Annotated in this window: 14 protein-coding genes; 8 read left to right on the top strand and 6 right to left on the bottom strand. The window is 70.3% G+C overall.

Features of this window, described 5'->3' with window-relative positions:
* Nucleotides 1–29: 29 nt before the first annotated feature.
* On the bottom strand, nucleotides 30–251 hold the full coding sequence (locus FHS29_RS04820; RefSeq protein ID WP_184688690.1) for a hypothetical protein: 222 nt from the start codon (nucleotides 249–251) through the stop codon (nucleotides 30–32).
* 107 nt (nucleotides 252–358) lie between these two features.
* On the opposite strand from FHS29_RS04820, the gene FHS29_RS04815 reads away from it, so the two are divergent.
* From FHS29_RS04815 to FHS29_RS36610, 4 genes are read left to right on the top strand one after another with little or no spacing between them, the layout of a single operon-like run.
* Nucleotides 359–1,228: a helix-turn-helix domain-containing protein gene (locus tag FHS29_RS04815; RefSeq protein ID WP_184688687.1), complete on the top strand. Its 870-nt coding sequence runs from the start codon at nucleotides 359–361 to the stop codon at nucleotides 1,226–1,228.
* The gene (locus FHS29_RS04810; RefSeq protein WP_184688685.1) at nucleotides 1,225–1,413 is read left to right on the top strand and encodes a DUF397 domain-containing protein; all 189 of its coding nucleotides are present in this window, start codon (nucleotides 1,225–1,227) and stop codon (nucleotides 1,411–1,413) included. Before FHS29_RS04815 ends, FHS29_RS04810 begins: the two co-directional genes overlap by 4 nt.
* A 25-nt stretch (nucleotides 1,414–1,438) precedes the next feature.
* Complete coding sequence (locus tag FHS29_RS36615) at nucleotides 1,439–1,618, top strand: DUF397 domain-containing protein (RefSeq protein ID WP_184688683.1); 180 nt, start codon at nucleotides 1,439–1,441, stop codon at nucleotides 1,616–1,618.
* Complete coding sequence (locus tag FHS29_RS36610; protein ID WP_312864755.1) at nucleotides 1,585–1,794, top strand: DUF397 domain-containing protein; 210 nt, start codon at nucleotides 1,585–1,587, stop codon at nucleotides 1,792–1,794. Before FHS29_RS36615 ends, FHS29_RS36610 begins: the two co-directional genes overlap by 34 nt.
* Before the next feature lie 83 nt (nucleotides 1,795–1,877).
* On the opposite strand, the gene FHS29_RS04795 is transcribed toward FHS29_RS36610, so the two are convergent.
* The 4 genes from FHS29_RS04795 to FHS29_RS04780 all read right to left on the bottom strand — a co-directional run bounded on the left by FHS29_RS04795 (nucleotide 1,878) and on the right by FHS29_RS04780 (nucleotide 6,406).
* Nucleotides 1,878–2,573, bottom strand: coding sequence for a hypothetical protein (locus FHS29_RS04795; RefSeq protein WP_184688679.1), 696 nt, complete (start codon nucleotides 2,571–2,573; stop codon nucleotides 1,878–1,880).
* 139 nt (nucleotides 2,574–2,712) lie between these two features.
* Entirely contained in the window at nucleotides 2,713–4,530 is a 1,818-nt protein-coding gene (locus tag FHS29_RS04790; protein WP_184688677.1) for a dynamin family protein, read from the bottom strand.
* Entirely contained in the window at nucleotides 4,527–4,916 is a 390-nt protein-coding gene (grpE, locus tag FHS29_RS04785) for a nucleotide exchange factor GrpE (RefSeq protein ID WP_376774396.1), read from the bottom strand. The genes FHS29_RS04790 and grpE overlap by 4 nt, the downstream gene beginning before the upstream one ends.
* Nucleotides 4,889–6,406, bottom strand: coding sequence for a dynamin family protein (locus FHS29_RS04780; RefSeq protein ID WP_184688673.1), 1,518 nt, complete (start codon nucleotides 6,404–6,406; stop codon nucleotides 4,889–4,891). Before FHS29_RS04780 ends, grpE begins: the two co-directional genes overlap by 28 nt.
* 85 nt (nucleotides 6,407–6,491) lie before the next feature.
* On the opposite strand from FHS29_RS04780, the gene FHS29_RS04775 reads away from it, so the two are divergent.
* The 3 genes from FHS29_RS04775 to FHS29_RS04765 all read left to right on the top strand — a co-directional run bounded on the left by FHS29_RS04775 (nucleotide 6,492) and on the right by FHS29_RS04765 (nucleotide 8,883).
* Nucleotides 6,492–6,950 carry a hypothetical protein gene (locus tag FHS29_RS04775; protein WP_184688671.1) on the top strand — a complete coding sequence of 153 codons (459 nt, stop codon included), beginning with the start codon at nucleotides 6,492–6,494 and terminating at the stop codon, nucleotides 6,948–6,950.
* Nucleotides 6,951–7,032: 82 nt separating this feature from the next.
* A complete protein-coding gene (locus tag FHS29_RS04770; RefSeq protein ID WP_446689059.1) occupies nucleotides 7,033–8,217 on the top strand; it encodes a sensor histidine kinase in 1,185 nt (394 codons plus the stop codon).
* 9 nt (nucleotides 8,218–8,226) lie between these two features.
* On the top strand, nucleotides 8,227–8,883 hold the full coding sequence (locus tag FHS29_RS04765; protein ID WP_184688669.1) for a response regulator: 657 nt from the start codon (nucleotides 8,227–8,229) through the stop codon (nucleotides 8,881–8,883).
* A 31-nt stretch (nucleotides 8,884–8,914) separates the two neighbouring features.
* Here FHS29_RS04765 and FHS29_RS04760 read toward each other — a convergent pair whose 3' ends face one another.
* The gene (locus tag FHS29_RS04760) at nucleotides 8,915–9,838 is read right to left on the bottom strand and encodes a beta-propeller fold lactonase family protein (protein WP_312864754.1); all 924 of its coding nucleotides are present in this window, start codon (nucleotides 9,836–9,838) and stop codon (nucleotides 8,915–8,917) included.
* A gap of 717 nt (nucleotides 9,839–10,555) precedes the next feature.
* Between FHS29_RS04760 and FHS29_RS04755 the strand changes: the two genes are divergently transcribed.
* Nucleotides 10,556–11,563, top strand: a complete 1,008-nt coding sequence (locus FHS29_RS04755) for a trypsin-like serine peptidase (RefSeq protein WP_184688668.1) — start codon at nucleotides 10,556–10,558, stop codon at nucleotides 11,561–11,563.
* Nucleotides 11,564–11,717 lie beyond the last annotated feature (154 nt).

Below are 11,717 nucleotides of genomic sequence, written 5' to 3'. Positions count from 1 at the left end.
GTTACAAAGGATGGCATACCGGGCCGGGGTCAGACGAGGGCTACGTCCGCTTCCACCCGCTTGGCCGCTTCGTCGAGCGAGGCGCGGAAGTCGGCGATCAACTCGCCGTCGAGGCCGAAGCAGAAGGTGTCGCCCGGCCCGAAGAACTCGATCACGCCTCGCGAGACCTCGATGGAGCACACCGCCGGCTCGCCCCGGTTGGTGGCGCAGCGGACCAGCCACTCACGCCGCTCGGACACCTCGTTGCCCATCACGGACTCCTCACCTGGTTGTATGTGATCGAATACAGCAAGTAACTGGCTATGACTTTAGACTTCGATGAGATTTTGAGCTATTACCCGATCGAGTGGAGTGATCAATGGGCACTGCCAGGCCGACCGTCGAGCGTCTTCAACTCGGTTTGGCCCTGACCCGGCTCCGCACCGCGGCAAACCGGTCACAGGGCGAAGCGGCGGAGGCGATCGGGCGCACCGGCGGGCGGCTGAGCCAAGTCGAGAACGGCAAGGGTGGCCTCGGTCCGGACGAGCTGAGCAAGCTGCTCGACTTCTACGGGGTGCGCGGGCCGGAGCGGGAGACGATCCTCGCCCTCGGAGCGGCGGCGCGGAGGCGGGCCCCTCGCCGGGCGTACGTGGACAACCTGCCCGAACCGTTCCAGCGGTTGAGCGAACTCCAGGCCGCCGCGCGGGAGATCAACTGGTACGAGTGCGGGGTGATCCCCGGCCTGGTGCAGTCACCCGACTACGTCCGAGCGATCATGGCCCTGTCGAACTCGATCTACTGGGACGACTCGGAACAGGAGACCAGCGAGCGAATCGCCTACCGGCAGGAGCACCAGCGCCGGGTGTTGGAGGCGAGCGACCCCAAGACCATCAGCGTGGTCTTCACCGAAGACACCCTGGACCACGTCATCGGTGGGCCGTCGGTGATGCGCGGGCAGGTGCTGCACCTGCTCCAGTTGACCGAGCGCCACCCCACGCTGAGCATCCGGATCATCCCGAACACGACGGTGGACAACCCCGCCCTCGGTGGAGGCTTGGTGGTGCTGGACTTCCCCCACGCGACCCCGGTGAGCTTCTCGGCGGTTCTGTACGGCCCGTACACCTTCTACGATCACCGCGAGGACATCGAACCGATGCAGCGACTGTTCAGGCGCGTCGAAGAGTTGTCCTTGAGTCGCGAAGACAGCCGTGCGCTGCTGGTGGACAGAATCAAGGAGGGCAAGGGATGAACCGCGACACCGGCTGGTTCAAGAGCAGCCACAGTTCCGGTGGCAGCAACGGCTGCGTTGAAGTGCGGTTCGCTGCCGGCACCGTGGGCGTGCGGGACTCCAAGAACGCCACCGGGCCGCGCTTCGAGTTCACGACCCGCGCGTGGCGATCCTTCCGGGCAGCGACAACACGACCATCTTGCTGATCGACATGCTGTGAGGAGCCACAACATGGAACGCGACACTGGATGGTTCAAGAGCAGCCACAGCACTGCAGGCAGCAACGGTTGCGTCGCGGTCCGGTTCGCCGATACTCGCGTGAAGGTCCGCGACTCCAAGAACCCGGACGGGCCACGCTTCGCCTTCACAGCGCGTGCGTGGCACACCTTCATGAGCCGGGTCGGCTCGTGAACCGCGATACCGGGTGGTTCAAGAGCAGCCGCAGCGCGGCTAGCAGTGACGCCTGCGTTGAGGTGCGGTTCGCTGCCGGCGCCGTGGGGGTGCGGGACTCCAAGAACGCCACCGGGCCGCGCTTCGAGTTCACGACCCGCGCGTGGCGATCCTTCCTGGCAGCCACCAACCGCTAGTACCGCCACCGGCGACCCAGGCGCACGGACCCGACGTTCGACCAGGTCAGTCGGACCAGGTCAGACCGATCAGGACAGGCCGATCAGTTCGGGCTGATCCACTGACCCGTCACGGAGTCGATGCGGACGACTCCGGAGACGGTCACCTTCTGCTCGGACGACCACGCCTCGTCGCTGTCCAGACCGTGCTTGCCGTCCGGGACGTACTTGCCGTTCTCGTCGATCCGACCGTGCTCCACCTCGGTCCACTCGTCCTCGCCGGTGTGCTTGGACATGGTGACCTCGCCGTCCGCCGTGATCTCGGTGGCGATGTCGGCCTTCCCATCACCGTCCGAATCGGTGAACAGCCAGGTGTCGCCCTCGGCGTCCTTCACCACCGCCGTGTCCGCGCGCCCGTCGTTGTCGGTGTCCTCGGTGGCCGGCCCGACGTTCTGGTCCGCGCCGCCCTCGATGTCGACGACGATCGACTTGCCGGCGTTCGTGTTGGTCTGCTGGCTGTGGTCGTCGGACGGCTCCACGGCGATCCACTCGCCGGAACCCTCGTCGAACCGCGCCTGGCCGACCAGGTCGCCGTCCTTGTCGAACGTGCTCATCAGGTCCGCGTCGCCGTCGCCGTCCGTGTCGCTGAACGCCAGGTGGCCGCCGTCGTCGGTCTCGACCACGGCGCTCTCGTTCACCCCGTCGTCGTTCAGGTCGTAGGTCGCCTCGGCGGTGTACTCCTCGTCTTCGACGGTGACCTTCAGCTCGCCGTCGGTCGCGCCTGTCTCGTCGATGTACACCGGATCCCACCCTCCTGCGCTCTGTACCGCTACGACTCACGTTATGCCGATTCGGTTCCGCTGCGGAACCCACGTCACCCTTTGTCAGGACTCGAACACGCTTAATCGTTCGAGATCCGGCGGCTCCGCTCCGACCCGGTCAGACCCGGTCGCGCAGCGCCCTGATCCTGGACAGCAGCTCGTCGACCTTGGCCCGCCCCGCTCTCAGCTCCGCCAGCTGCCGGGTGACCGCGCCCAACGCCTTCGAGCGCTCGCCGGCTTCCATCCGCAGCGCCTTGTCGACCTCGCGCAGCTCCGCCTCGATGGCGTCCACGCGCTTGCCCAGCGCGTCGTCCAACGCCAGCGACAACTGCTGCTCGGCCTCGATCAGCTGTTCCGCCACCAACTGGTCCACAGTGGACCGCGCGTCGGCGATGGCGTCCGACAGCCACTGCTTGAGGTGCTGCTTGTCCGCCGAGTGCTTCCTGGTCCGCGCCATCCACCAGCCCGCGCCCAGACCCAGCACGATCGTCACCGGCAGCACGATCGGGTTCAGGGCCGCCACACCCAGCCCCGCCAACGGCATCGCCGCCAGCCGCCCCGCGCCCAGACCGCCCGAGACGCCCATGAACACCAGCAGCTTGTCCTCGGCCGTGGGCGCGCGCTTCTCCGGCGGGCGCAGCACGATCGGCGGCGTCACGCCGCGGGCGAACTGACCGCGGATGACCGCCAGTTCCTCCGCGGAGAACAGGTCGGCCAACGCCGCATCGGCGACCCGGGACAGCCGGACACCCAATCCGCCGCTGATCCGACCGGACACCATCTGCAACGCCGCGTCCACCTGCTGCGGCAACGTCGCCAGCTGCTCACGGGTGGCCGCGTCGATCGCCGTGCGGAACCACGCCTGGACGTCCCGCATCTGCCGGCTGACCTCGTGGCCGCCCTCCACCCGCGCCCGCTGCACCTCGCCGCGCAGCCGCACCTGCCAACTGCGGGTGGACGAACGGCGCTGGGCGTTCAGCTCGTCGCGCCGCTCGCGCAGCGTCTCGGCCTCCTCCTCGCCGGACGACAGCGCCCGCTTGTCCGACTCGCCGCGTGCGATCAGCTCGTCCAGCACGGTCGCCAAGGCCCGCAGCGTGTTCGCCTCGCCGAGCATCGCCGCCCGGCCCACCACGAGTTCCTGCAGCGCCGCTTGCAGCTCACCGATGCCGGACCGCTCGCGGATCATGGCGGCGGCGTCCGGGTTCGGGGCTTTCCCGGCCAGCTCGAACATCCGGGACGACACCGGGTGGAAGGTCGCGCCGGCGAACCTCGGGGCGTGTTCGGCCAGCAGGGCCTGGTCGGCTTCGAGGACCGTGCGCCAGCCCCGGTACTGGTCGACCTTGGTCAGCGCGAAGACCACCGTCTCGACGCGTTCTCCCACCGTGGCAAGGAATTCCAGCTCGCCACGGGTGAACGGCGCGGACGCGTCCACCACGAACAGCAGTGCCGTGGCGGAGGCCGCCGCTTCGGCCGCGAGTTCGCCGTGCACCGACTCCAGACCACCCACGCCGGGTGTGTCCACCACGGACAAGCGCTCCAGCAGCGGGATCGGCGCGTCGACCTCCACGTAGCGGGGCGGCAGCATCCCCTCCGGCAGCTCGTGCGCGGCCGAGACCCAGTTGACCAGCTCCGAGCGGTCGAACGGGACGGGCGACATCGAGCCCGCGTAGCAGGCGCGGGCGGACCAGTCCGCGCCGTGGCGGAACACCAGGTAGGTCGCCGTGGCGACCTCGGCGTCGACCGGCGACAGCCCCGGCGTCGCGAGCAGGGCGTTGACCAGGGAACTCTTGCCCCGGTTCGTCTCGCCCACCACGACCACCGACGCCGGGCCGCCGCGCCGCGTCTCCACGAACGACGCCGCCTGCGGGTCGATACCGCGGACGAGGGTGGTCAGCCGTTCCCGGGTCTGCCGGACGGTCTGCGGAAGTGTGCTCATCGCGTCGTGTACACGGTCACGATCGGCGCGCGCAGCGTCCGCCCCCGGTCCAGGAACCCGACCACCTCGGTCTCCGCGACGACGCCGTCCAGCGACGTGTCGTCGGTCGGCACCGTGCCGCCCGCCTCGTGCACGGACGGGTCGAACCGCTCGCCGTCCGGCCGCCAGGCGGTGACGCCGATCCCGGCCAGGCCCTCTTCGAGCCGCTCGACCACGCCGGAACTCCGGGCGCGGTCCAACGCGTACAGGCAGAGCTGCACCAGGGCGCGCCGCTCCGCCAGCGCCTGGTCCAGCAGCTCGCCGGCGATGGTCTCCACGTCGGGGTCCGACGCGTCCGCCGGGTATTCCGTTCCGCCTGTCATCGCCGCCCCCGCAGTTGTTGCCAGATCAGGAAGTACGCCCGGTGCACCACGTGCGCCACGCGGCTCTGCGCGGGTGTGGCGCCGAACGACGCGAAGGAACGCCACCAGCCCGCGCGTTCCAGCGCGTAGGCGACGAGCTCGTGCGGGGGCCGGCCGCGCAGGCCCAGCTGCTCGGACACGTCGGGCGACGTGCCGAACCGCAGCACCTCCTCGGCCAGGTCCGCGGGCATCGCCACCGCGCCGGAGGCCACCAGGGTCAGCGCCTCCAGCAGCCGGAGCTGGTGCGCCTCCGGCTTGGCCAGCAGGACCTCGATGGCGTCGTGCACGCGCTGGCGCTCGTTCGGGTCACCGGAGGCGGCGGCCAGCGCGGTGACGGAAGCGAGTGCGGCGGCGGCCTTGATGCCGTCCGCGCGGGACCGGAACACGGCGTTCAGCTTGCCGCGCACGCCGTCGAGGCCGGACGAGTCGAGCAGCTTGCGCCGCAGCGCGCCCGCCGTGATCGCCGGTTCGGCGTCCACCGCCGCCAGCGCGCAGCGGATCCCGTACAGGTCGAGCTTCTCCAGCAGGCGGGTGCGCACGCCCACCGGGACGTCGCAGTCCCAGCCCACGAACAGGTCCGCCGAGATCAGCATCGTCTCGCGGGTGCCCTCGTCCAGTTCGGCGAGCTTGCGCAGGGCGTCCGCGTCGGCCGAGGTGAAGCCGCCGGTCTCGACGGACTCGGCGACCAGGCCGATCACCGGGATGACGTCGGCGACCCGCGGCTTGAGGGTGTGCGCCTGGCGCTCGGCGAGCAGCACCGCCGCCTGCCAGGTGTCGCCGTCGGCGCCTTCGACGGTCTCGGCGGCGATCGTGTCGGCCTTGTTGAGCACCGCGATGGCGTTCACCGGACCGGCCTCGCGGCTCGCGGTGGCGGCGGTGAACGCGGCCAGCGCCTGCTGGTCGTCGCCGCGCACGCCCTGCGTCACGACGTAGAGGACGGCCTCCGCGCCGGCGACCGCGTTGCGGGACACCGGGTCCAGCTCGTTGCCGAGCAGCGCTTCGGTGCGGGCGACCGACGCGGCGTCCAGCGAACCCAGGCCGGGCGTGTCGATCACGGTCAGGTCCCGCAGCACGGCGTTGGTCAGGTAGGCCTCGATGTGCGAGACCTCCTCGACGTCCACCCCGAGGTCCGCCGGGATGCTGCCGTTGGCGTCGAACGGCAGGACCTGCTTGCGGCCGTCGGTGAACACGACCTCGATGCGGTCCACCGTGCCGTACTGGAACCTGGTCACCAGGCGGGTGCACTCGCCCACGTCGGTCGGCGCCACCCGGCGCCCGATCAGCGCGTTCACCAGGGTGGACTTGCCCGACTTGATCCGGCCCGCGACGGCCACCTGGAGCGGCGCGGACAGCCGGCGCAGCACCTCCCGGAAGCCGGCGGCGGTGTTCGGCGACACCTGCTGCCGAAGCCCGACGCACAGGTTCGCCACCGCGGCCGAAAGCGGGCCGGCGAGCTGCTGGGCCTGGGCGGTCACGACGCAGATCGTGCCACGCGGGCACGACGGGCGTTTGTGAACGGCCCCCGGGGGGTATTCCGCGCGGCGAGAGGGAGGTCACGTCATGGAACAGGGTTATGCCGTTTTCCTGCTGCTCGGCGTGGTACTGGTGTTGATCGACGGCCAGTTGATCTACCGCAGCGGACGGGCCTACATGAACCGGGCGTACGGGGATCCGGAGGCGGCCAGGTCCATGACCGCACTCGCCACCGTCCTGTTCCACCTGGTGGTGCTGGGACTGCTGGCGATCGTGTCGATCGTCCGCGTCGACACCGGTGACCCGGTCAAGAACGTGGTCGTCAAGCTCGGCATCGTGTTGCTGCTGCTGGCCTTGGTGCACGGAGTGACGATGATGATCCTCGGCCGCATCCGGGACCGTCAGCTCCAGCAGCAGCTCGCCGACGAGATGGCCGAGGACCACCGGCAGTTCGAGCGGGAGCACCAGGTGCCGTCGCAGTCGCCGCGCATCGAGCCGGTGCAGCCGTCGCAGACGACACCGCCGCAGATCAAGACGACCCGCTGAGCGGCCATCCGCCTGGAGGACTAGACCGAGGTCAGACCGTGGCGCGACGCGCGCCGGACGGGCCGATACCTAACCTGGTCACGTGCGGCGGCTGAGCCTGTGGATGCGAGCCCACCCGGTGTTCGGGGACTCCCTGATCGCCGGGACGCTCGCGATCTTCGACCTGGGCGCGATGGTCGCCGCCGGCGGCCTGGTATCGGTCTCGGCGCTGGTCTTCGTCGGCCTGCTGCTCGTGGTACCGGTGGTGTTCCGGCGGAAGTACCCGAAGGCCAGCAGCTACACCATCCTGGCCGGCGGCGTCATCCAGCTGTTCACCCACGGGGGCGTGGACGGCGGCTACCCGATCCGGCCGGCGGACTTCGCGCTGGCCGTCGCGCTGTACACGATGGTCGCGTTCGAGGGGCGGCGTCCCGCGCTGGTCTACGCGATCTGGCTGGCGCTCGGCACGTTCGTCTGGGCGGTGTGGCGGATCGGGGCCGGCACCGACGCGGTCTTCTTCGTCTTCGTCATCGCGGTGATCTTCGGGTTCAGCTGGGCGCTGGGCGAGTTCGTCGGCGCCCGCCGGGCCTACCAATGGGAGCTGGAGCAGCGGCTCAAGCTGCTGGAGACCGAACGGGGCCGGCAGGCGCGGATCGCGGTCGGCGAGGAGCGGTCCCGGATCGCGCGGGAGCTGCACGACGTGGTGGCGCACGCGGTGTCGGTGATGGTGGTGCAGGCCGACGGCGCGGGGTACGCGATCAAGTCGAACCCGGACATGGCCGAGGCCGCGATGCGGACCATCGCCGACACCGGGCGGCAGGCGTTGACCGAACTGCGGCGGCTGCTGGGCGTGCTGCGGTCGGAGGACCAGTCGGGCACGCAGTGGGCCCCGCAGCCGGGGGCGGCCGATCTGGCGGAGCTGACCGAGAACCTGCGGACGGCCGGGCTGCCGGTGCGGCTGGAGACCTCGGGGGACCTCCGGGCGCTGCCCGCCGGGCTGGGGCTGGGGATCTACCGGATCGTGCAGGAGGCGTTGACCAACACGCTGAAGCACGCCGGGACGGGCGCGTCGGCCGTGGTGCGGGTGTCCCACGTCGGCGAGCACGTCGAGCTGGAAGTGGCCGACGACGGTTTCGGCACGCCGCACGACCTGGTCGCGGTGTCCGGGGGGAACGGGTTGATCGGGATGCGCGAACGGGCCGGCGTGCTGGGCGGCACGCTGGAAGCCGGACCGAACCCCGGCGGTGGCTGGCGCGTTCGGGCCGTGCTCCCGCTGGTGCCGTCATAGGGTGGGAACGTGATCCGAGTACTGCTGGTGGACGATCAGGAGCTCATGCGGATGGGCTTCCGGATGGTGCTCGGCGCCCAAGAGGACATCGACGTGGTGGGCGAGGCCGGCGACGGGCTCGACGCCGTGCACATGGCGGCTTCGCTGCGGCCGGACGTGGTGTTGATGGACGTGCGGATGCCGGTGCTGGACGGGGTGGAGGCGACCAAGCGGATAGCCGAGGCCGGCACGGCGAAGGTGCTGGTGATGACCACGTTCGACATGGACGAGTACGCGCTTTCGGCGTTGCGCAACGGGGCTTCCGGGTTCCTGCTCAAGGACACCCCGCCGGGTGACCTGGTGTCGGCGCTGCGGGCGGTCGCGTCCGGGGACGCCGTGGTGTCGCCCTCGGTGACCAAGCGGCTGTTGAGCCGGTTCCTCGGGGAGAGCGGCGGGGAGCTGCGGGACGCCGCCGTGCTGGAGGCGTTGACCGAGCGCGAGCGCGAAGTGCTGGTGCTGATCGCCAAGGGCATGTCGAACACCGAGATCGCGCGGAAGCTGTTCCTGTCCGAGGCGACGGTGAAGACGCACGTCGGGCGGATCCTGGCGAAGCTGGAGCTGCGCGACCGGGTGCAGGCCGTGGTGCTGGCCTACGAGACCGGACTGGTCCGGCCCGGCGACGTCTAGTCCCACGCGGTCGCCTCACCCGGCGCGCGGGTCAGGAGGTGACGGCGAGGCCTTCCGGCTGCGCCCCGACGGGCACGGTCGCGACCGGCTTAGCGGTCGAAGCGTCCAGGATGGACATCGAGTCGGCCCCGGTGTTGGTGACGTAGACGAAGCTGTTGTCCGGGGCGGCGGCGGAACCCTCGGGCTGTGCCGGCACGGGGACCGCCGGACCGAGCGGGGCACCGGCCCGGTCCAGCACCGAGACGGTGTCCGCGCCCGCGTTGGCCACGAACACCCGGCCGCGCGGCGTCACCGACACCCCCATCGGCGCACGGCCGACCTCGGTGGTGCCGACCGGTTTGTGGTTCCGGGTGTCGATCACGGTCACCGTCCCCGAACCGGTGTTGGCCACGTACACCCGTGCACCGTCCGGACTGACCGCGACACCGGCCGGGAAGAGGCCGACCGGCACGGTGGCGACGGGCTTCTGGCTGGCGGTGTCGATCACCGTCACGCTCTGCGCGCCGTTGTTGGTGACGTAGACGTACCTGCCGTTCGGGCTCACCACCGGCGTGTGCGGGAACCGGCCCACCGGGATCTCGCCGACCGGCTGGTTCGTGGCGACGTCGACGAGGGTGACCGAGGCGGAGCCGAAGTTCGTCACGTACGCGTGCGTCGGGGTCACCGCGACACCGAACGGGTGCCGGCCGACCGGCACGGTGGCCGTCACGGCGTAGGACCGCGCGTCGATCACCGAGACGGTGTCGGACTGCTCGTTGGTCACGTACACCCGGTCACCACCCGGCGCCGCTCCCACGCCCACCGGCGTGCGGCCGACCGAAATGGTGCCGACCACTTCACCCATCCGCGTGTCGAAGACCGAGACCGAGTTCGCGCCGCTGTTGGCGACGAACACTTGGACGCGCGGCGGGTAAGGGACCGCCGAGGCGTGAACGGGCCAGAGGAGAATCGCCACCACGGCCGCGATGGCACCTGTTCGCACGGTACCGGCACGCGCGTGAGCACAGCGGGAGAAAAGCGGGCGAAATCGTGGCCTACCGGGGAACATCGTCATCGACTACACCTTTGACCAGCTAGTTCGTCGCTCCACCCGTGGTTCGGGGTGACCGCGCGGCTCTTCCGGCGGCTACGTCGCCACCGTGCGGTGCCAATTTTAAAGACCGGTTAATCGGTGGCGCCGGGTGAGCAGCGACCTATTGCCTGGTCGGGGGCGTGAATTTCGCGCGAAAGTGTTTCAGGACGCGGACCTCACCCTCCGCACATGATAAACCGGCCCTTTCGGTGACTCGGTAATCCCGCCATGGAGTCCACCACGCCGTAGTTGTGACGCGGTACCTCCCACCCTCCCGGACCGCGCGGACGAGCGCGATCATGTGGACCGCGGGCAGGTCGTGGGGGCCCGCTCCCGCGATACTGGTGGGCTCGGTGACGTCCGCTATACCGTGCCGATCCCGCGCTTTTCCACTCCATGTAATCAGGTAGCTCGAACACCTTCCTTAACATTAGGCCGTTCAGGTGATTCCGGAACCGGCCACGGGAGTCTTCGAATCCTCTGGAACAATGGACGTGCGAGGGGGGCTTCGCAGGCGTACCGGGGGGTTCGCCGGTCAGCTCGTGCATTCACTCCGACCACCCCCTTCGCACTGTGTCGGGCGAATTTTTTGGGGGATTCGTGAGGAAGTTCGACAGATCTCGGAGATTGCTCGCCGGGGTGGGCGTCGCGGTGGCGATCGCGGCACTGCTCGGGGCGCCGGCCCACGCACAGGCCGCGGCCGGCGGGCAGCAGGCGCCGGGCGCCGATCCACCGGCGGCGCCGGTGGTCACCCGGGCCGCGCAGTACAGCGACGAGGAGAACCCGGCCGGCTTCTGGACCGCCGAGCGGATGGCGCAGGCCGTGCCGGCCGACGTGCTGACCACCGGTAATCGCGAACCGGCCCGGCGGCAAGCCACCGCACAGCAGCCGCAACGGCTGGCGCCGGCCGCGGCCGGACAGCCCGGCGGCGACGTGCACGCCGAGCTGACCAGCACGAACGTCGTCGGCAAGGTCTACTACAAGCTGCCCACCGGCGAGCTGAGGTCCTGCTCGGCGGCGGCGGTCAACAACCCGGCCCGCAACATGGTCTTCACGGCCGGGCACTGCGTGCACACCGGTGACGGCGGCGACTGGATGCGCGAGTGGACCTTCGTGCCCGCGAAGCGCCAGGACGACGAGCCCTTCGGCCGGTTCACCGCCTACGCGCTGGGCACGATGAACGGCTGGGCGCAGGACTCCTCCTGGGGGTACGACACCGGCATCGCGTTGCTGAACGGCAACGAGCGGGGCCGGCTGGTCGACGTCGTGGGCGGCAACGGGCTCACCGTGGGCGGCCCGTTCGAGCAGTTCCGCACCATCTTCGGATATCCCGAGGACCGGGAGAACGGGAAGTCGCAGCTCACCTGCGAAGGCAACTCGCAGCAGGCGTCGGTCTTCTTCCCGCGGCAGATCACCATCGGGTGCGGCCTGGGTGAAGGTTCGTCCGGCGGGCCGTGGTTCATCAATTACGTCGACCGGCCGGATGGCACCGGACGGGGCGACGTCAACGGGGTCACCAGCAATGGTGACATCTTCGGGAACCTGCGTTCGCCGTATTTCACGAACGACGGTGAAGGCAATCTGTACCGGCAGATGGCCAACGGGTAGTTCGGCCGGGCTCGATCAACGGGTCGTGGGGGGGGGGGGGCCCCGCGCGCCCCCCCCCCCCCCCCCGGGGGGGGGGGGGGGGGGGGCGGGGGCCCCCCCCCCCCCGGGGGGGGGGGGGGCCCGGGGGGGGGGGGCCGGCCCGGGCCGGGCGCCC

It is taken from the genome of Saccharothrix tamanrassetensis, assembly GCF_014203665.1.
GTDB lineage: Bacteria > Actinomycetota > Actinomycetes > Mycobacteriales > Pseudonocardiaceae > Actinosynnema > Actinosynnema tamanrassetense.
The sequence above is the reverse complement of the archived record's forward strand: the minus strand, read 5'-3'. Positions and strand labels throughout refer to the sequence as shown.